We start from the raw sequence: 21984 nt of genomic DNA on the forward strand, positions 1-21984 counted from the left end.
CTCACAGCGCCTGCTTCAGTTACACCATAATCTGGTTGTTCTGTAGCAGAGTCAGCAGATCAGTCTGCGTATCTGCCAAGGTCACCACCTCGACAAACTTGGACTGATCGCCTGTACCGTCACGGTCAATGCTGACCACCGTGTAGTTACCTCTGACCTCAACATTCAGGTAGTCCAGAATGCCTTTGGCTGAGTGGTCCAGTTTCAGGCCATCTTCACCTTTGTAAAACGACAACGGGCCGCTGTAATCCAGCAGGTCACTGAGGTCGATCAAGTCAGCATCGGCATCCGTGGCAATATCACCGATATGGAAACCGTACACGGTGTCATGGCCATTGCCGCCAGTGCCATCACCGCTGTCCAGCAGGCGATACATCAACGTGTCGTTACCACCGTTGCTGAGGTAGAACACATCATTACCGCCACGGCCTTCGAACAGGTTATTGGCCGCGTTATCGGTGAAGGTGTCGGCCTTGTCAGTACCGATTAGGCCTTCAATCCCGACAAGCTTGTCCTCACCCTGCCCAACCGCTACACCGGTATGCAGGTTAGCGTTGATGGCATTGGCCGAGCGGCTGTAATCAACGATGTCCATACCGCCATTGGCACTCCAGCGCTGTTCACCAGCCACCACCTGATCCCAGCCAGCGCCGCCGGTAAAGGTGTCGTTGCCTTCGGAACCAAAGAAGGTGTCGTTATAACCGGTACCGACAATGCCGCCGACACCGATGGTGTCGTTATTGGCAGTATCACTCTCGGCCGTCAGTACGTATGCATCATGGGCTTTACCGGTAGTCAGACCACCCCAGTTCTGGTTGACCGTTGCGTTGGTATAGCCACCTTGCTCGGCGACTGCCCCCACATGGTCAGTCACTCCATTAACGATACGCAACAGCTGAACCGAGTAGGTTTCATTGGCATCCAGACCATAGAAACTCACCAGCCCCATGCTGTTGCTGGTACCTGAGGTTTGCGGATTGATGATCTGCGTAGAGACCAGCTCGCCTTTGGAGTTATACAGCTTGACGGTGTTGCTGTAGAACACGTTCAGGCCGTTCTGGTCGAGGATACGCACATGCATGCTGGTGCCATCCGCGACGCGGTTGTTGTTTTTCACCAACAGGCTTGGCGCTGAGTTGTCAGTCGCGACCACGGCAGCATCCGCACCCGCTCGGTACAGCACCAGATCGATGGCGCCGTCCCAGTCGTAGTCGAGGGCTGCTGCACCGGTGATTTCATCTTTTTTGTAGGTACCCAGCACGACACCGGTTCCGGCCCAGACATTATTGCCTTGGTTCAGATACAGCGTCAGATCAAGGTTGCCAGTAATCGGACTGTAGTAGTCGCCCATACGCGGCACCTCAATGACGTCCATCTTGCCATCGTGGTTCCAATCCATCGCCAACGATGTAGCGCCCTCGGTGTTGTCACCAAACCACAGAGCGTCCTGATCCGTCGCAAGTAAACCACCCTGACCATCGTTCAAATAAATACGGTTCTCGTTAGAGTTCTGCGCATTTTTCGAACCCCGGTTAAGGTACAAGTCCAGCCAGCCGTCGCCGTTAAAGTCGGCCCATGTCATGGCAATCGTCACATCGCCGAGATCGTAGTAACCCTCGTTGCGGAACACACCGGTGTAGTTTACGTACTGACTGAACTCTGCACCGTCATTGTATAGAACTGCCAGACCAGTCCCCAGGTTACCGGCCAACGTGGTGCCGTTGTAGTTAGAGTGTCCAGCGATATCAACGCGACCATCGTTGTTCAAGTCGACTGCGGATACTTCATGCAGGAATGCCAAATTTGGTGGAGTAGTACCACCAGGGTTACCAGCTGCTCGTCCAGTAACTTGTTCATAGGCCAACTGGCCCTGCTCATTACGAATAAAGGTGATTGAATCTGCCTCAGAGTCCGCTAGGACAAAATCTAAATAACCATCACCATAGCGGTCATAAGCAATCGCCCCTCCCATATGGTTAGCCACACCTTCGTACAGCGCCCTCGGCTGGTATGTTCCGTCAGCGTTCTGTATCCAATACGCGGTATGCGCGCCGCCATAGGAACTGATCTGAGCCATCACATCTGCCAAGCCGTCACGATTGGTATCGGCAAATACTGCCGAATTAACGTAACGGCCATATCCAGCATCAATTACGTTAGCCCCTGCACCATTAGCGATGGTGGGCTGAGCCAAATATGACGAGCTGTAGTCAGTTAGGTTTTGCGCTGTGTAAACACGACCGGCGTTGGCTGTTTCAACACTGTTGATGCCCCGAACACTTTGGAAGAACGCCAACGAACCATCCTGATTCAGGGTGACCGCTGCCGCGTTCAGACCAAAATTCTCTGCATCCGTCGTCCCACCCCAGCTCTGCTCAATGACCGTTGCTGCGGTGTCACCTTCACTCACGCCAATACTGGTCACGGCGCTCATACCGGAACGGTTACCGGCTTCGTCCCAGACCACAAAAGCTAGGTTCTGCGCACCACTGGGCAGGGTTGTACTAAGGCTCCAGCGTCCTTCCTCATCAGCTTTGGCATAGCCGATGACGGTATCCAGCCCTTCCTGATAAGTACCGTTGCCATTGACATCACTCACCAGCGAAACCAGCGCCCCGGCTTCGACCCGACCGTATTTTTCACTACCGAATGTATGCACCGCGTTACTGCTTAGCGCTTGTGTAATTTCCGGCGCAGCGGTGATCTTGTCAGGTGACTCCAGATCAATCACCACACGATAGCCATCGACATCAAACAATGTGTTAGCGGCAGTATTACCGGCATTGTCGATCACGCGCAGGTGATAAACCATTACCGTGCTGCTGGACACTGCTGGCAACGCATAACTCCACTGCGTGCTACTTTGAACCCAAGCGTTGTTCCAGCTACGGCCACCGTCCAGACTAATCTGCAGGTACTGATCCTGCTGCAATGCGTGGCTCAACGTGCCGTGTACCGTTACCGATTCATCACGGGTGATCTGATCGCTGTTCAGCGTGTTCACGCTGTCGCTGAATGGCACATCCAGGCCGTGAGTTGTATCCCTGGTCAGGCTGTTGCCTGTCGTCAGCTTGGAACCATCAGGCCCTGAAGCATCCGGACCACTAGTATCAATCTGCACGATCTGGCTGATGCTGTGCCCAACGTTAGCCGCACAGTCGACCACCCGAGCCTGCAACTGGTGAACGCCATCTGTCAGAGCCAGGCCTTGCAAGTCAGCAGTCCAGTAGCTGCCGTTAAGTACTGCGACGACCCAATTTGAACCATCAGCACTGACCTCAATCCACTCACCTGTTGCCAGTGCACGGTCTACAGAACCATGAACCAGGAGAGTATTGTCGTTGGTAAAGAAGTCATTGCTGCTGACGCCGTTGTCATCACTGATCGAATCAATGCTGATCATCGCCTCAGGAGCGCTGATATCTACCACAACCACCTGCTCGGTTTGATGGCCCAAATTGCCCAGCATATCCGCCACGCGAGCGTAGTAGGTGAACTGGCCTTCGTGCTGTGTCGGATCAGCCAAAGACCAAGTGGTACCCAGCACAGTGGCATACATCCAGGTTTTGCCACCGTCATTCGATACTTGAACCCGCTCACCGTCACGCAGTTCAGCACTAAGAGTTCCGCTGACGGTCAGGCTGGTATCACTGGTGATGAAGTCACCCGCTACACCTGTGTCATCACTTATTGAAGTGATGGCTACATCCGCCAGCTCACTCGCCTGCTGCAGGAAAATCGCATGTTCGTTACTGAAGCCGCTCGGGTTACCTGCAGCATCGGTTGCTGTGACCCTAAACACATGCACGCCAAACGTTAGTGCCGCCTCAGGGGTGAAGCTCCAGTTGCCATTCCCATCAGCATAGGTGCTGCCAATTTCAACGCCTTTGTCGTAAACACGAATCAACGCTCCAGCTTCAACACCGCTACCTACGATTTCCGGGCGATCGTCATCGGTGTATTCACCATTGGCAATTGCACCTGTGCGATTACCCTGATCATCAATCACCTGGTCAATGACCGGCACTGCCGGTGGCGTCAAATCAGTCACACTTGTAACGGTTTCAGGCCCGGTGTTGCCACTGACATCAGTAGCCGTCAGATGACCTTTTTCCCCCTCTGGCAATGGATTCGGCTGGAACTGCCATTTGCCACTGGCATCGGCAACAGTCGTCACACTGCTGCCATCCGGTTTGGTCAGGGTAATTGTGCTACCTGCCTCACCTATACCGGTCAGACCGCTCAGGTTATTACTGTCGACGTGCGGTGCGTCTGGCGCAATCAAGTCAGCCTTACCGGTTGCGGTTTCACCACTGGTATTGCCACTCGGGTCAGCTGCAGTGACCTTACCCTCTTCGCCGTCAGCGAGCGGGTTTGGCTGCATCGACCACTTACCGTTGGCGTCGGTCACGGTGGTGACCGTGCTGCCGTCTGGCTTAGTCAGAGTGATGGTGCTACCTGCCTCGCCCATACCGGTTAGACCGCCAAGGTTGTTGCTCTCAACCGTCGGAGCATCAGGCTTGATAAGGTCAGCCTTACCCGTCTCGGTCGGCTCACTGGTATTGCCGCTTGGATCAGTGATAGTGACCGAACCTGTCTCGCCGTCTTGCAGCGGGTTAGGCTGGATCGACCAGTTGCCTTCACCATCAACAACGGTGGTGACGGTGCTGCCGTCTGGGCGCTCAACCACAACGATACCGCCAACTTCACCGGTACCATCCAGACCGTTGCCGTTGTTGTTTTCAACAACCGGCTTTTCCGGCGCAATCAGGTCGGCTTTGCCGGTTGTGATTTCACCACTGGTGTTGCCGTTCGGGTCAGTTACGGTGACCTTTCCTTCTTCACCATCTACCAGCGGATTCGGCTGGATCGACCAGTTGCCTTCACCATCAACAACGGTGGTGACGGTGCTGCCGTCGGGGCGCTCAACCACAACGATACCGCCAACTTCGCCAGTTCCATCAAGGCCGTTAGCGTTGTTGTTTTCAACGACCGGCCTTTCTGGAGCGATCAAGTCAGCCTTGCCAGTTGTGGTTTCACCGCTGGTGTTGCCGCTTGGGTCAGTTGCAGTGACCTTGCCCTGCTCACCATCGACCAGAGGGTTAGGCTGGATCGCCCACTTACCATTGGCGTCAGTCACAGTGGTAACCGTGCTGCCGTCCGGTTTGGTCAGGGTAATGGTGCTGCCTGCTTCACCGGTACCCGCCAAACCGCCCAGGTTATTGCTTTCAACAACCGGGGCATCCGGTGCAATCACATCGGCTTTACCAGTGATGGTCGGATTACTGATGTTGCCCGCCGAGTCAGCGACAGTAACGGCGGCCTGTTCACCTTCAGCCAGTGGGTTTGGCTGTATTGCCCAGTGACCTTCCTCATCAACAACAGTGGTTAACGTCGAGCCACTTGGCAGTTCAACAATAACAGTGCCACCAACCTCACCACTGCCGCTCAGTCCTGCTTCGTTGTTAGACTCGATACGCGGCGAGTCCGGGGCAATCAGGTCGGCTGCCAAGGTGTCGGTTTGGGCACTTACGTTGCCGCTCGGGTCGGCGGCGGTCACCTTACCCGACTCACCATGAGGCAAAGGATTAGGCTGGAAAGCCCAGTTGCCATCGCCATCAGTTTGCGTTGTAACAGTACTGCCATCCACCTTGGTCAAGGTGATCAGGCTATCAGGCTCAGCGGTACCAACCAGCCCTCCTGCGTTATTACTAGTGACCACAGGGGCATCCGGCGCGACAGTGTCTGAGCCTCCAGTATTGATTGGCTGACTGCTGTTACCGGCCGGGTCTTTAACCAACACGGTAGCACTGTCGCCATCGTCCAACGGGTTCGGCTGAATGCTCCAGCGCCCCTCTTCGTCCACGGTGGTAGTCAGGCTGCTGCCTCCAGGCAGTTTCACCACAACCGTGGCGCCAGCCTCTGCACTGCCAGCCAAGCTAGACTCATTATTGATATCAACAATCGGTTTATCGGGAGCAATCAGATCAGCATGCCCCGTAGGTGCTTGAGCACTTACGTTGCCACTGACATCGCTCGCGGTCACATGCCCCTCATCCCCATGTTTCAGTGGGTTGGGTTTAAATACCCAGTGTCCTGACTTATCGGTGTGAGTAGTCACCGTGCTGCCATCAGGTTTGGTCAAGGTAATAGTGCTATCGGGCTCAGCTGAGCCGGTCAGTCCTGAGAGGTTATTGCTACTTACTCGCGGAGCATCCGGAGCGATCAGGTCAGCCTTACCCGTCTCGGTCGGCTCACTGATATTGCCGCTTGGGTCGGTGATAGCGACGCTGCCCTTCTCGCCGTCTTCCAGCGGGTTAGGTTGGATCGACCAATTTCCTTCGCCATCAACGATGGTGGTAACGGTGCTGCCGTCTGGACGCTCGACTACAACGATACCGCCCGCTTCACCGGTGCCATCCAAACCATTGCCGTTGTTGTTTTCCACAACTGGCGGTGCTGGCGGGGTGACGTCAGCTTCGCCGGTTTCGGTCGGTTCACTGATGTTGCCACTTGGATCGGTGATTGTGACCGTGCCCTTCTCGCCGTCTTCCAGCGGGTTAGGTTGGATCGACCAGTTTCCCTCGCCATCAACGATGGTGGTAACGGTGCTGCCGTCCGGGCGCTCAACCACGATGATGCCACCGGCCTCACCAGTGCCATCCAAACCATTGCCGTTGTTGTTTTCCACAACCGGTGGCGCTGGCGGGGTGACGTCAGCTTCGCCAGTTTCGGTCGGCTCACTGATGTTGCCGCTTGGGTCGGTAATGGTGACCGAACCCTTCTCGCCACTTTCCAGCGGGTTAGGTTGGATCGACCAGTTTCCTTCGCCATCAACGGTGGTGGTAACGGTGCTGCCGTCTGGACGCTCGACTACAACGATACCGCCCGCTTCACCGGTGCCATCCAGGCCATTGCCGTTATTGTTCTCAATGACAGGTTTTTCAGGCGCGACCAGATCGGCCTTGCCAGTTGTAGTTTCACCACTGGTGTTGCCACTCGGGTCAGTTGCAGTGACCTTGCCTTCTTCACCGTCTGCCAGCGGATTAGGCTGCATAGCCCACTTGCCATTGGCATCGCTCACAGTGGTCAAGGTGCTGCCATCTGGCCTGGTCAGAGTAATGGTGCTGCCCGCCTCACCTGTACCGGTCAAGCCGCCAAGGTTATTACTCTCAACAATCGGAGCATCCGGAGCAATTACATCAGCCCCTCCAGTATTAACTGGCTTACTGGTGTTACCTGCTTGGTCAGTTACGGTGATGTTGGCACTCTCGCCGTCTTGTAACGGGTTCGGTTGAATCGACCACTGACCATTTTCATCTACAGTAGTGGTGAGAGTACTGCCATCAGGCAGTTTGACCACGATGCCGCCACCGACCTCAGCACTGCCGCTGAGACCAGCTTCGTTATTAATCTCAATTACAGGAACGTCTGGTGCGATCAGATCAGCAGCACCAGTCTGACTTTCAGTACTGACGTTACCTGCGGCGTCGGTTGAGGTGACAACACCTGCTTCACCATCAACCAATGGGTTTGGCTGCATTACCCACTTGCCGTTGGCATCAGTCACAGTGGTCAATGTGCCGCCATCGGGCTTAGTCAGAGTAATGGTGCTACCCGCCTCGCCTGTACCTGTCAGGCCTCCCAGGTTGTTGCCCGTAACAATCGGTCCATCAGGTGCAGTGATATCCGCTATGCCGGTGTCAGCCGGTGCGCTGGTATTACCCGCAGGATCAGTGACAGTTACAGTGGCATATTCACCATCAGTCAGAGGGTTAGGCTGTACAAACCACAGCCCATCTTCGCCGACGCTGGTTGTCAGCGTAGTGCCATCAGATAGTTTAACTACGATGGTGCCGCCCGCCTCCGCGCTTCCTATCAAACCTGCGCCATTGTTAGTGTTAATAACAGGGGCGCTCGGCGCGATCAGGTCGGCTGGACCTGTCAGCGATTCATCGCTGATATTCCCGCTCGGGTCCGTCGCAGTCACCTTGCCTTCTTCACCGTCAGCCAGCGGATTCGGCTGCATCGCCCATTTGCCATTGGTATCGCTCACCGCGGTCAAGGTGGTGCCATCGGGCTTGATCAGCGTAATGGTGCTACCGGGTTCTGCGCTACCGGTCAGGCCGCCCTGGTTATTGCTCTCAACCACAGGGCTATCCGGCGCGGTGATATCAGCAACGCCACTCACCACAGGTTCGCTGATGTTGCCTGCGGGGTCGGTCACCGTAACGATGGCCGTCTCACCATTGTCGAGCGGGTTCGGGCGTAGCGCCCACAGACCTTCTGTATCAACAACAGTTGTCAGGGTACTTCCATCAGGGAGAGTAACTACAATCGTACCGCCTGCCTCAGCACTGCCTCCCAAGGCCAGATCATTGTTGGTTTCGATAACCGGCGCATCAGGCGCGACCAGATCAGCCGGACCGGTACTCGTGCTGACACTGGTGTTTTCACTGAAGTCAGTGGCCGTCACCAAGCCCTCTTCGCCATCAGCCAAGGGATTAGGCTTGATGAGCCAATTGCCGTCGGCATCGGTGACAGTTGTTACAGTGCTGCCATCTGACTTGGTCAGGGTAATGATGCTTTCAGGCTCAGCTGTACCAGCAAGGCCTCCCGTATTGTTGCTTTCAACAACAGGAGCATCCGGAGCCGTAACGTCTGTCCCGCCTGTATTCGCCGGACGACTAATATTGCCCGCTTGGTCGGTGACAGTGACACGAGCACTTTCCCCCTCACCCAACGGATTAGGCTCAATTGACCACCGCCCGGTCTCATCAACAACAGTACTCAGGCTACTGCCGTCGGGCAGGCGCACAACGATCAATCCACCAACCTCAGCGCTGCCACCAAGGAGCAGCTGGTTATTGGCTTCTATAACAGGTGCGTCCGGCGCTACCAGATCTGCACTGCCGGTCAGGGCTGGCAAGCTCTGGTTGCCACTGTTATCACGGACGATGACCGTAGCTTCTTCACCATGGTTCAGCGGGTTGGGACTGAACGACCAAGTGCCGCTATCGCTCACGTGGACACTCAGGCTACTACCATCGCTTCTAAGCAAAATGACGGTGCTTCCTGACTCAGCGGTGCCGGTTAATCCAGCTAGGTTATTGGTGGCGATCTGTGCACCATCAGGAGCGTTCAAGTCTGCAATTCCACTATCGGTGGAACTACTGATATTGCCCGCAAGGTCCTTAAGGCTGACGCTGCCACGCTCCCCATGATTCAGCGGGTTGGGTACAAATGCCCATTGCCCCTGCTCATCCACTACAGTAGTCAGCGTGCTGCCATCAGAGAGTTCAAGTAGTACTGTGCTGCCAGGCTCACCAGCCCCCACTAGCCCTTCACCGTTATTGCTGCTGATGACAGGTGCATCCGGGGCAAGTAGATCAGCAACACCAGTGTCTCCCAGCGGACTTACGTTACGCCCCGGGTCAGTCAACGTAATGGTTGCATTCTCACCATGGACCAGTGGGTTAGGTTGCAACTCCCAGTTACCAGCCTGGTCGACCGTAGTTGTGACCGTTGATCCATCGTTGAGTGTGACGGTAATTGTTCCGCCCGCTTCAGCAATACCCCCCAAACCGGAAGCATTGTTGTACTCAACCTGCGGCGGCTCGGCTGGCGTCATATCAGCCGCCCCTGTCGGACCATCGCCGCTTTTATTACCGTTGGGGTCAGTGGCGTTAACAGTCCCTTCCTCACAATCCTCGAGAGGGTTGGGCTGAATCATCCACTTGCCATCAGCATCAACGATTGCTGTAACTGTGCTGCCATCTGGGCGAATCAAAGTAATGATGCAGCCTTGCTCACCGGTACCAATCAACCCATCCAGGTTGTTGCACTCAACCCTTGGAATATCTGGAGCCAGCAAGTCTGCCAATCCGGTTGAACCTGGCAGACTGACGTTGCCACTGACGTCGGTGGCGGTCAGAGTACCTTCGCTCTGATCCGCCAGTGGGTTGGGCTGAATCTGCCAACGACCACTCTCATCGGCTTGAACGGTGATCGAGCTGCCATCCTTTTGCAGCAATGTCACATTGCTACCCGCTTCTGCCAGCCCCCCCAGCCCATTTGCATTATTGGTCAGCACCAGCGGTGTATCTGGAGCCAGTAGGTCAGCAATACCTGTCGAGGTCCGCGCACTGGTATTGCCACTGGCATCAGTCGCTGTCACATGACCAGAGCTGCCATCAGTCAAAGGGTTCGGGCTCATGGACCAGTTGCCCTGGCTGTCAGTATTGGTAGTGACGCTGCTGCCGTCAGCACGCACCAGCGTAACGGTGCTCCCGGCCTCAGCCGTGCCGGCCAGTCCAACCGCGTTGTTGCTCAGCACCAAGGGCGCATCTGGCGCACTAAAATCAGCCTCACCCGTCTCACTCGGCTCACTGATGTTGCCGCTTGGATCTGTGATGGTGACAGAGCCTTTCTCGCCCTCCTCCAGCGGGTTCGGCTTAATAGTCCAGTTACCGTCCTCATCCACGATGGTGGTGACGGTGCTGCCGTCAGGGCGTTCTACCACGACGACTCCGCCAGGTTCGCCACTGCCGCCTAAGCCACCACCGTTATTGGTGTCAATGACCGGAGGCTCAGGGACACTCAAATCTGCAGTCCCTGTTTCAGCATACGCCCCCTCGTTACCGGCCTTATCGGTAGCACTAACTCTGCCCTGCTCACCATCAAACAGAGGGTTCGGTTTAAACAGCCAATTACCCTGTTCATCTACCTGGGTTGTGGCGGTTGATCCATCCGGACGAATCACAGTAACCGTTGCGCCAGCTTCGCTGGAGCCTGCCAGACCATGGCTGTTGTTACTATTTACATGCGGAGCATCGGGAGCAGTTACGTCAGCCGGCCCGGTTGCAGTTTTGCCGCTCTCATTGGAGGAAGCATCGGTTGCAGAAACATATCCCTCCTCGCCCTCGCCCATCGGGTTCGGGTTGAAATGCCACAGGCCATTTTTGTCTGCTTGCGTGACCACAGTACTGCCATCCGGGCGGTACAACGTAATTGTCGCATTCGCCTCGGAAGTACCGGTCAAACCGTGTTTGTTATTGAACTTAATCACCGGACTATCGGGCGCAACAACATCTTGGACTGGAGCAGAACTATGGCTGGAGCCACCACCGCCACCGGCCGCAGCGGCGACACCCGCCGCCCCCGCCCCACCTAGCAGCAACAGAGGCGTCACCCCCCAGCCCTCTTCACCGCCCATCAGAGACTCAAGTGAGTCAACCTGCACCAACTGGACGCCATCCCACGGTTCATCATATTCGGCCCACCAAAAGCCCCCCTGGGCAGGCGTATCATCAATGACCAAGTCATTTCTCATACCGTCCTGAGGCACAAAAAAATCGGTCAGGGTTATCACCTCACCTGATTTCAGCTTTATAACCAGCGAATTACCCTCTCTGCTGATCGAACCTATATCTGCTGGTGAGGCGGCGATTGTGACAATGCTCGGACTTTGAATCTTCACCGTAGCGCCTAAGTCCGTGGATTTATTCCCGGACGTTTTATCTATCAATGACACTAATGGCATATTACCCATCCCATTCCATTGAGAAGCGCAGACTTATATGCGCTTGCATATCAAACAAAATACAAACAAAACCCACAAACATAATGTTCATGGGCAATTTGCATGAAAATAAATAGACCTGAAACTCTAGTCCCAAGTAATAAGATAATACCCAAACAGCGAAATCCCCCTAGGACGAATCCTAAATAAGAAGACTGCTAATCAGATTATTTAAATTGCATGGAGAATATTCTTAATACACCCACACCTGCACTTATCCATAAAATATTTATGGATAAGTGCATATCAAAATGACAGCACAGAGCTCTGATATAACAACAATAAAAGGAATACTCAGCACTACTGCTACTACGTAACGCTCGGAGTATGCAGAAGCCCATTCAGGCGCGCATATCCAGTCGTAAATTCATAGGGTATGGACGAGACGCTGGGAAATTACAGCCACTAACTAGTGGCCAATGCGAAAAGTTTGAACGATAAATAGCTTTCTCATCGTCAAAAGCTGAGTAACTCTACCGTTCCCTCAACGCCTCTTTAGCCCGATTAAGAGGTTTTATCAAATATTCCCAAATGGTCTTGTTACCAGTACTGACATCGACAGTCGTAATCATTCCAGGAAATATTGGAAATCTTTCATTTTTTCGATTTAGCAATGCATCGGCATCAGTACGGACGAAAACCCGGTAGTAGTAGACATCACGTTTGACGTCATCTTGAATGGTATCAGGCGAGATCATTGTTACCCTGCCAGTAAGAGCACCATATATGGAGTAGTCATACGCAGTCACTTTGACAGTTGCTGGCTGCCCTGGATGAATAAAAGCAACATCCCGGGGCGAGATACGCACTTCAACAAGCAATTGATCCTCAATCGGAACAATGGCCATTAACCGTCCATTTGGAGGAATAACACCGCCTACGGTGGTCACAGTGACATCCTTAACAACACCACGTACTGGTGAGGTTATAGTCATGCGCGAAAGCATATCTGCGCGTCCCTGCATTACCGATTCCTGTGCCTCAACTTCAGCATTAGCCTTAGCCAGCTCCTCGTGAGCTTTGACGAAGTATTGGCTAAGTGTGTCGTTAGACTTCATTTCCAACTCATTGGCCTGCCGCTTAAGGCGCAGCACCTCTACATCACTCGCAGCCCCCTGCCTAACCAAAGCCTCAGTCAGTTGCAGCTCCTTACGCACAAGCCTGAGCGCTTCAGCAAGACCTTTGAGACTTTTATCCAGGCTCTCGCGTCGCGAGTTGTAGAGGGCTGTCTCTGAGCGAACCAAGGCAGCATCCTCACGAATTCGCGCCGGAAATACCAAAGGCTCACCTGTGACCTCAGCACGCAGACGTGCCGCTGTTGCCAAAGCGGAATTAACTCGGGAAGCACTCTCGTCGACCGTTGATTTAATGCGCGTACGATCAAGCTGTGCCAAGACTTGTCCGCGCTCAACCACGTCTCCCTCCTTCACGTTGAGGGCCGCAATAATGCCTCCCTCAAGGGACTGAATGATCTGCTCACGGGAAGTCGGAATCACTTTGCCAACGCCTGTTGTAACCTCGTCCAGACGAAACGTGTAAGCCCAAATAAAAAACGTCAGCAGCGCAAGGGCAATCAGCCACACAATGATTGACGAACGCGGCATTTGGCCCGTGTCTGCACTCAGCGCAACCCGGGGGCGACTGGCTGCATGGGATGAAGTTACTGTAACGGCAGTAGAGGCGGTGCTTTCAACCTGAACGGGAGCTGAGTCAGTCATTAGGTTTCTCCACAGGCTGCGCCGCGTTGTTAGTGGCTCGACGTGTCAGATCCTGCAAAACCTTCTCTTTACTACCATCCATGATGACCCGCCCCGCCTCCAGCACGACCACTCGTTCAACCCAGCTCAGCAACGCCGGCCGATGCGTCGCCACCACCAACGTTCGTCCTGCCAACCATGGTTGCAGCGTGCGGATTAAATTGCGCTCAGTGACCTCATCCAACCAAGCTGTTGGCTCATCCAGCAGCAATACCTGAGGGTTTCGGATAAAGGTCCTAGCCAGCAGTAGGGACTGCCGCTGCCCACCGGAAAGCCCCTTACCGCCCTCCATAAGGACATGATCCAAACCATCGGGAAGCGCTTGCAGCAACGGCAATGAACCACTCAGCTTCATCGCCAAGATAATCTCGTCATCACTGGCCTGTGGACGTCCCAGCACCACGTTTTCACGTAGCGTTCCGTAAAACAGCGTGGCACTTTGCGAAAGCAGACTGACGTCTCGCCTCACATCTGCCGGATCAATCAATGGCAGACTCAATCCATCCAGGCTGACAGATCCCTGATCGGGTGTAGAAAGGCCGGATAACACCTGCAATAGCGTCGACTTGCCTGCACCATTGCGCCCGAGGATCGCCACTTTTTCACCCGGTCTGATTTTCAGCCCCGCGATATTCAGTGCCACCTCTTTTGAGTCTGTCTCGTATTTAAAGCGCACGCCCTTAAGATGGTAGTGCCCCCGTAACACGGGTCGATGAAGGCGTTTGCTAAAAGGTGGCTGATCGACCGGGCGCTTCATCAGCTCCTCGAGCCCCTCGCGGGCCACCTTGGCCTGCTGCCAGCGCACCATGATTCCCGATATCTGCGCCAGAGGAGCAACCATACGGGACGACAGAATCGAAGCCCCAATCAGAGCCCCAGTGGTGATATCACCGTTCATCACCATGAAGCAGCCAACCAGAATGACCGTGACGTAAACCAGAGATTGCAGCTCCTGTGTCCAGGCCATCATGGCCCCGGTAATGAAGCGCTGGCGCATACTGAAACCTGCGGTCACTTCATTCGCGTAATTCCATTGGTTCTGAAATTTTGCTTCAGCCCGTAGCAACTTGATGTCATCAATCCCCTGCACCGCTTCGACCAACATGGAGTTGCGCAATGACGACTCGCGCATCCCCTGTTTAGCCAGCTTGGCCAATGGCTTTTGCAGCAGCAAACCGGGAATCAGCAACAGCGGCACTACCGCCATCGGCACAAAGGCAATTGCCCCTGCCACCATCCACAACACAACCAGAAACAGAAGAAAGAACGGTAAATCCGCGATAGCGCCCAAGGTGCTTGAAGTGATCAGCTCCCGCACCTGTTCCAGCTCACGCAGTTGCGAGATAAACGAGCCAGTGGATTTGGAGCGGTGCTCACTGCGAATCCGTAGGGCATGGCCGAACACCCGGTCAGAGATACGCAAGTCAGCACGTTTACCGATCTTGTCTGAAATATGGGTACGGGCCACTCGCATGCAAAACTCGATGATAATCGCCAGCATCACCCCGCCGAACAACACCCAGAGTGTCGGCTCTGACTGCGCCGGGATAACTCGATCATAGATCTGCATCGAAAAAATCATCGAAGACAGAGCCAGAATGTTGGCGACCAGAGACGCCAGCATAATGTCCCCGTAGCGCGGCCAATCAGCCAGGGCCAGCTTCCAGAACCAGCCAGCCTCATATGGCTTGATGTAATCGTCGACTCGGGCATCCGGCACCGATATTTGCGGCCGCAACAGGATTACTCGCCGAGTACGTGCCCGTAGCTCATCAAACGACCAGAGCTGCACGACGGAGTGCTCATCCCCCAAGCGAACCCCGACCTGACCGTCACTGCCAACCCCCTCAATCAGCGCCACACGCCCTTCGCCTAAATCGACCAGTAACGGCAAACGCCAAGGGTCCAGCATCGACTCGCTGAAGCGTTCAACAGAAAAGGTCAGGCCAATATTTCGAGCCATCTGCTCAAGCTGAAGATCCAGTGGCTGGCCCTTCGCCCATTCCAAGGCAACACGAATCTGCTCAACAGAAGCACTCAAGCCGTAATACTGCGCTATCCCCAGAAAACCTTGAATCCAAGGCTCATACGACAACGTCTGACTGTCCATATCCTGAACCGCACTCATTTTTCGATCCCTGAGAGCGAAAGGCCCGTAAGGTTAAACACATCGCGCATTTGCCCGGTCGCCAACACATAGTCGAGACGTGCCTGCAGCAGGTCGTGAATCGCGTTTTGATGCTCGACCTCAGCCTGAAATATTTCTTGCTCAGCGTTAAGCAGATCGAGCAATGAACGCGTTCCCAGGGACAGATACTGCTCGCGGTAAAGGCGACGGGTTTCGGTGATGCTCTGTTTACGAGCAGTCAGCATCGGCAAGCGGGATTGAAGTCCTGTTATCTGCTCGGAAAGGCTCTGCCACTTGTCCTTAAGGTCCAGACTGACGTCCTCAACATGCTCTTGCGCGGAGTTAATTGCATGGCCAGCAGCGCGCTCCTGGGCGCGTAAAGCGCCGCCTTCAAACAGGCTGTTGGTGAAGTTCAGCATCAGGTTGTAATCGTGATCGCTCTGGGTATTACGCATGTCACCCATGTTCTGATCAACGCCAGCGCTGACAGAGATTGTCGGCAGCTGCTGAGCCTTGGCCTTACCCAACTGCGCCCGGGCCATTTCCAACTCCAGCTGAGCCACCTGCATCTGCGGCACCTGATTAAAATCAGGCTGAATAACCTCAACAGCCTGACGTAACTCAGGCTCTGGCAACACACTGATAGAGGTTGGCAGCGGCTCGTGTACGAGCTTTCTGAGTTTGCTCCGCCACTGCTGCAGTTGTGTTCTGATCGACAGCAACGTCGATTCAGCTGCATCCAGGCGAGAACCAGCCTGCACAGGGTCAGCCTGATTACTGGCCCCCAAAGACACTCTCGCCTGGGCAACTTTGAGCAGATCAGCGAGAGCATCGATCTGTTTTCTTGCGGCGATTTCCTGTAGCTGAAAGCGACGCACCTCAATCACCGCTTGTGCTGTCTGCCGGGCCACATCATCGACCACCATCAGAACCTGTGCATACTGACGCTGGACACCGGCCTTGGCATGACTGACCTCACTGCCCACCTTGCCAAAGTCGTACAGCATCTGCGACGCGTTAACCGAAAAGACCCGGCCATTCCCCACATTGCCCTGACGCCCGCCACTCACGCCAGCTTTGACCGATGGGTAATAACCAGCTCTGGCGACATCCATCGAGTTGCTCTGTTGAGCCAGCGTGGCCATAGCACTGCGAATGGATGGGTAAGTACTAACTGCTGCTTGGACAGCCCGCCACAAATACAAGCCATTACGCTCATTACGCATATCGTGAGCGACAACAGGCATTGATTTAATATCGAAATCAGCCGCCATTCTTGAAGCAGAGATATTTTTAAGATAACTCTGATTTTCATATAAGCGTTTTGAAACAACGGGAGTCGCCTTATCAATTAAAGTGGATTCAGAAACACGCTTTCCACTTGCAACCGAAACGCATTGAGGATTACAGACGAACCCCGCACGATAACCCATACCACTTGAAGGGCTATTTTCGTTCGCATGAGCTGAATGGCCGAGAAAACAGGCACAAAAGATAACCCCCCTCAGAAAACCTACCTTAATCAACATCAACAGATACCTATATCCCTGGCCATTTCCGCACTAACCACTCACAAAAAAAACAAACCACTTAAAACACATGCCGGTACAAATAACCCGTGATACCACTTATCGATAAATCAACCACGGGAAAACCTCCGATGCTAATTAAAATATATAAAATCCAACATCAGACTTATCCTAAAGACCTATTCATTACTTAAATCCACCATACCAACAAAACTAAAAGTCATCTCTCCAGCTGGAAAAAAGACAATTACCAAAACAATAAGACAGCCAAAATAGTACTCATACGATTCTTATCGAGAGCAACTGGAAAGTTGGGTTTATTTAGTCGTTGAAATAGGTCATTAATGAAAAAGGCTTCCTCTAAAAGAGGCTCAATTAACAAACAACAACTCGCGCTGGAATCATTCGAAAAGAGAGCCCGACGCGCTTATAGCGAAGGTCACCATCAGCTGGCGCTGGAGGCCTGTCTGGGCGCCACCCAGATCAATCCCCGCCTGGCACCGGCTTGGATTGATGCAGCCGTAAACTGCATCAAGTTGGAGCGCTGGGAGTCAGCAATTGAATACGCAAACCGAGCATTGAACCTCGGCGCCAAGTCTCTTGCTCTGTTTGATGCGCTGTCTCACGCCCATGGTGCGCTGAAACAATGGGACCAGGTGCGAGCTTTCGGACTAAAAGCCCTGACCCTACGCAACGAAATGTTCTCGGCCCCTGCCCCGTTGCCTGCACCTGAAGTGACCGTGCTGCCTGCGCCCCCAAGCAATCAAAGCCGAGGCCGCAACCTGATTGCATTTTCCCTGTTCGGCCGCGACTCAAAATATTGCGAGACCGCGATCATCAATGCTCAGGAACAGCCGACGATCTACCCAAACTGGACCTGCCGTTTCTATATTGATGACAGCGTCCCGGCCAACATTGTCCAGCGTCTCCGGAACGCTGGAGCTCAGGTGCGCTATGTCGATGAACAAGCTCGCCATTGGCCTGGCCCTATGTGGCGCTTCCTGGCATTGTCTGAACCCAATCTCGATAGGGTTCTTTTTCGAGATGCCGACTCGGTCATTTCGCAGCGTGAAGCCCAAGCTGTTGAACTGTGGGTAAGCAGTGGCAAGCGATTCCACGCCATGCGCGACAGCGCCAGCCATACCGAGCTGCTGCTCGCAGGATTGTGGGGCTGTGTTGCAGGGGCGCTGCCCAACCTGGACGAATTGCTCGAGCTGTTTGCCCAGCAGCCCATGACCTCCACCCACTTCGCCGACCAATACTTCTTACGCCAACTGGTATGGCCATATGCTCGCGAATCGCTGTTACAACACGACTCCGTGTTCGGCTTTCTTGACGCACCGCCCTTTCCCGATGGCCCGGCACCTGCGGACTTCCATGTGGGTTACGCCGAAGGATCACCGTTCTTCAGCCTGCCAACAGCGCTTCCCGAAGGCACGCATGTGGAATGGCATTTCTACAGGCTGGATAAAGTAGGAACTGATACTCAGCGAAAGCGCCTGTGCAGCTATCCAGCAACAGTCAGCAACGGACAAGTACGAGCCCATCTGCCAGCACGTTATGCACACTTGATTGAGTCAGGATCAGGCGATATCCGCCTGAAAGCCCGTCAGGAATAAGCTGTGCGCTGCACATATGAAAAAGCCCCGCATTGCGGGGCTTTTTCAGTCAGGACATGTTCATGACGAGAGGTATGACGAACGAGTCAGGCCCAGACGCAAAGCATCCAAGAACTGGGCGCGCTCACGCACACTGATCTTGGCGCCAGCCACTTTGTCGCGGTAATGCGTCATCAGTTCGTCCGGCGACAAGTGCACATAACGCAGCATGTCTTCGATGGTGTCGTGGGTTTCGATCCCAGCGTGATACACCTTGCCATTGCTGCTCTGGTAAATGTTCACCGAGTCGGTATCACCGAACAGGTTGTGCATATCACCCAGGATTTCTTGATAGGCGCCCACCAAGAATACGCCCAGCAGGTAATCTTCCCCCTCACGGACTTCATGCACCGGCAAGCTGGTTTCGATGCTCTGCTCGTCCACGTACTGGCGGATCTTGCCATCGGAGTCACAAGTCAGGTCCTGCAACACAGCACGGCGCATCGGCTCTTCGTCCAGACGATTGAGCGGGATGATCGGCAGAATCTGGCCAATCGCCCACGTGTCCGGCAGGCTCTGGAACACCGAGAAGTTGCAGATGTACTTGTCTGCCAGCTTATCGTTCAGCTCATCCAGCACCACGCGATGAGAGCGCTGACGCGCTTTGAGTGAGTTGTGCAAGCGACGGCATACCGCGAAGTAGCACTGCTCTGCCAGAGCCTTCTCCCGCAGAGTGAGTTTGCCATCGGCATATTGTGTCGCCACATCGCTCATGTAGTGGGTCGCACGCCAGTATGTCTCAGTGACCATTTCCAAATCGGTCGGGCCAAGTAATTCGACCAGGTACTGAACCACTTGAGGCAGGCTGGTGATGTCCTCAATTTCTGGAATTTCGTCGTTGTGTTTTTCAACGTCGGTAACTTGCACCACCAGCATCGCGTGGTGCGCGGTCAGGGAGCGGCCACTCTCCGAGAAGATATTCGGGTGGGGCAACTCCTGCGCGTCGCAGAACTCTTTGAGCATGCCTACGACAACACCTGCATAGTCGTCCATGTCGTAGTTGATTGAGCTGGCGTTGCGTGAATGGGTACCGTCGTAATCCACCCCCAGACCACCGCCCACATCGATATGGTCAACCGGCAGGCCCAGCCCACGCAGCTCACCATAATAACGAATGGCCTCTTTAAACCCGTGCTGGTAGTCCGCTAGGTTGGCAATCTGCGAGCCCATGTGAAAGTGAAGCAGGCGAATGCCCTGATCCAAGCCAGCCGCACGGAAACGCTCAACCACGGACAGAAGCTGTGCCGCAGACAGGCCAAACTTGGATTTCTCGCCTCCAGTATCGGCCCACTTCGACGATGCCAACGACGATAAACGAACGCGCAAACCGACCTGAGGAGCGACTTTAAGCTCGGCCGCCTCCTCAATCACAAACTCGACCTCGGACTCTTTCTCGATCACGATAAAGACGTTGTGTCCGAGCTTCTGCCCGATCAATGCCAGGCGAATAAACTCGCGGTCTTTGTAGCCATTACAAACAATGGTGCCGCCTTTAGGCGCCAGCGCCAGCACTGCCATCAGCTCCGGCTTGGAACCGGCTTCTAGACCGATGGAAACATTCTCAGTGGCGATAATGTTCTCCACCACCGCTTCCTGCTGGTTAACTTTGATCGGGTACAGCGCGGTGTAACGAGCTTGGTAGTCCAGGCGAGCGATATTGGCGTCAAATGCACCGGTGAGGCGACGCACGCGATCTTGCAAAATATCCGGAAAACGCACCAGCAGCGGTAGGCTCAAACCGCTTTCGCGCAGTTCGGCTATTTGCTCGTAAAGATCAATCGGCGTGCTCTGTGGCCCATTCGGGCGTACTTCGACCCGGCCCTTTTCATTGATCGCGAAATAGCCTGCGCCCCAATGGCGAATACCGTAGACACTACGACTGTCCGCCACGGTCCACTGGCTACCATCGTCCTTGCGTGTGCGTTGTGCAGACATCGGAGTCTCCTGTATGACGTGAGTCCCCCATAAAATGGGTGACAACAAAATAATAGGCAGAAATGACATTTACCCGGTGATGGACAGCCATCCGACCGGAGAAGTTTAGTTAGCGGAACCATAGCAGGCAGTCCACACCAGCGAACTCTCCCCAAACCGCCAGCACTCAGCTATGCCAACGCAAAGGACTGAAGATTCACTGCTGCGAGACAGCCTCAGCCGCCCGACTTTTTCGCTTTAAAGCCCCGCTTGACCAGCTCAGCCAGCAGCAGCTCGACGTGATCGCCCTGGATCTCGATCACACCATCTTTGAGCCCACCGCCACAGCCACAACGCTTTTTGAGCGCACTGGCCAACTCTTTCAAGGGTTCTTCGGCCAGTGGGACACCTGTGATGGTCGTCACCGTTTTACCGCCGCGGCCTTTGGTTTCGCGACGCACACGGGCAATACCATCACCAGCGGGAATCTGGCTCTGTTTGCAGATACAGGCGCCCACAGGCTGGCTACAGTCAGGGCAATGCCGACCGCCATCGGTGGAGTACACCAGGCCGCTGAGTGCGGCAAATGAAGAAGCTTTCTTGACCACCGGCCGGTTCCTCAAAGGGGTCAGGATAGCGATTGGTCGATGATAGAGCCTGGGGGCGCATCGACCGCGAAGCCCCACTCTGGCAGGGGCAGCGCGCCCTACAGGTGCAGGGCTTGAAGGCGGCGCAGTGTACCGGCAAAAACTACAAATGCTAAGTGTAAAAATGCGCCATTAAACGGCGGATTCGCGACGCTGTGCAGGATGCCGCACATTGAGCCTGAATTTAATGCACAAATTCAGGCTGGCTGTTGTTTCCACGCTGGAGCTGATTAAGTCCGGCTATCCAGATAGTGCTGCAAAGCCCGCTCAGAATCAGGGCACCAGAACCCGGAAGTAAGTTCGTTACGCAGTTGTTCTAGGCTGATAAAACGAGCTTCCAGCACCTCCTCAGGCTGCAGGCGTAGAGGAGCATCTGACACAGCGGCGAATACACCACACCACAAACGACTTTCTGTTCCGTCGTAAAAGAAGCGACCGTAATCGTTAAGCGCGACACCCTCAATGCCTAACTCCTCAGCCAACTCACGGCGAGCGGACTCGGCATAACTCTCACCCTCATCCACCATCCCACCAGCAGCAACATCCCAATAACCGGGATACAGCGCCTTGCTTAGGGTACGGCGGTGGACGCACAGCTCACCGGCACTGTTGAACAGCAGGATAAAGGTGCAGCGCCCGATCAGACGACGCTCGCGCAGCTCACTGCGCGTTAGGGCCCCGAGCACGCGATCGTGCTCATCTACCCAGGCAACGCGTTCGCAATCCGAGGCAGCGCGGTGCGCCACCTCGGCATCGGACCAAGGCATCAA

8 protein-coding genes are annotated in these 21984 nt (G+C 54.6%); 1 reads left to right on the forward strand and 7 read right to left on the reverse strand.

The features are described 5' to 3' along the window. Nucleotides 1-19 precede the first annotated feature (19 nt). From WG219_17880 to WG219_17895, 4 genes are all read right to left on the reverse strand, one after another. Nucleotides 20-11479 carry an Ig-like domain-containing protein gene (locus WG219_17880; GenBank protein WXL25153.1) on the reverse strand — a complete coding sequence of 3820 codons (11460 nt, stop codon included), beginning with the start codon at nucleotides 11477-11479 and terminating at the stop codon, nucleotides 20-22. 575 nt (nucleotides 11480-12054) lie between these two features. Next, nucleotides 12055-13185 carry an HlyD family efflux transporter periplasmic adaptor subunit gene (locus tag WG219_17885; protein WXL28036.1) on the reverse strand — a complete coding sequence of 377 codons (1131 nt, stop codon included), beginning with the start codon at nucleotides 13183-13185 and terminating at the stop codon, nucleotides 12055-12057. 106 nt (nucleotides 13186-13291) lie between these two features. Continuing rightward, entirely contained in the window at nucleotides 13292-15466 is a 2175-nt protein-coding gene (locus tag WG219_17890) for a type I secretion system permease/ATPase (protein WXL25154.1), read from the reverse strand. Further along, nucleotides 15463-16713: a TolC family protein gene (locus tag WG219_17895; GenBank protein ID WXL25155.1), complete on the reverse strand. Its 1251-nt coding sequence runs from the start codon at nucleotides 16711-16713 to the stop codon at nucleotides 15463-15465. Before WG219_17895 ends, WG219_17890 begins: the two co-directional genes overlap by 4 nt. Nucleotides 16714-17339: 626 nt before the next feature. Between WG219_17895 and WG219_17900 the strand changes: the two genes are divergently transcribed. Then, the gene (locus WG219_17900; protein ID WXL25156.1) at nucleotides 17340-18614 is read left to right on the forward strand and encodes a tetratricopeptide repeat protein; all 1275 of its coding nucleotides are present in this window, start codon (nucleotides 17340-17342) and stop codon (nucleotides 18612-18614) included. Between the two features lie 60 nt (nucleotides 18615-18674). Here WG219_17900 and speA read toward each other — a convergent pair whose 3' ends face one another. The 3 genes from speA to WG219_17915 all read right to left on the reverse strand — a co-directional run bounded on the left by speA (nucleotide 18675) and on the right by WG219_17915 (nucleotide 21981). Then, nucleotides 18675-20588, reverse strand: coding sequence for an arginine decarboxylase (gene speA, locus WG219_17905; protein WXL25157.1), 1914 nt, complete (start codon nucleotides 20586-20588; stop codon nucleotides 18675-18677). Nucleotides 20589-20803: 215 nt separating this feature from the next. Beyond that, nucleotides 20804-21175, reverse strand: coding sequence for a translation initiation factor Sui1 (locus WG219_17910; GenBank protein WXL25158.1), 372 nt, complete (start codon nucleotides 21173-21175; stop codon nucleotides 20804-20806). Between the two features lie 269 nt (nucleotides 21176-21444). Then, nucleotides 21445-21981 (reverse strand): NUDIX hydrolase, encoded by a 537-nt coding sequence (locus tag WG219_17915; GenBank protein ID WXL25159.1) that lies wholly within the window; start codon nucleotides 21979-21981, stop codon nucleotides 21445-21447. Nucleotides 21982-21984: the final 3 nt, after the last annotated feature.

This window comes from Pseudomonas mendocina (assembly GCA_037482215.1).
GTDB lineage: Bacteria > Pseudomonadota > Gammaproteobacteria > Pseudomonadales > Pseudomonadaceae > Aquipseudomonas > Aquipseudomonas mendocina_E.

Coding starts and splice junctions, on each gene's coding strand:
- speA (WXL25157.1), bottom strand. CDS start 20,588: ATGTCTGCACAACGCACACGCAAGGACGATGGTAGCCAGTGGACCGTG.
- WG219_17915 (WXL25159.1), bottom strand. CDS start 21,981: ATGCCTTGGTCCGATGCCGAGGTGGCGCACCGCGCTGCCTCGGATTGC.
- WG219_17895 (WXL25155.1), bottom strand. CDS start 16,713: ATGCCTGTTGTCGCTCACGATATGCGTAATGAGCGTAATGGCTTGTAT.
- WG219_17885 (WXL28036.1), bottom strand. CDS start 13,185: ATGCCGCGTTCGTCAATCATTGTGTGGCTGATTGCCCTTGCGCTGCTG.
- WG219_17890 (WXL25154.1), bottom strand. CDS start 15,466: ATGAGTGCGGTTCAGGATATGGACAGTCAGACGTTGTCGTATGAGCCT.
- WG219_17900 (WXL25156.1), top strand. CDS start 17,340: ATGAAAAAGGCTTCCTCTAAAAGAGGCTCAATTAACAAACAACAACTC.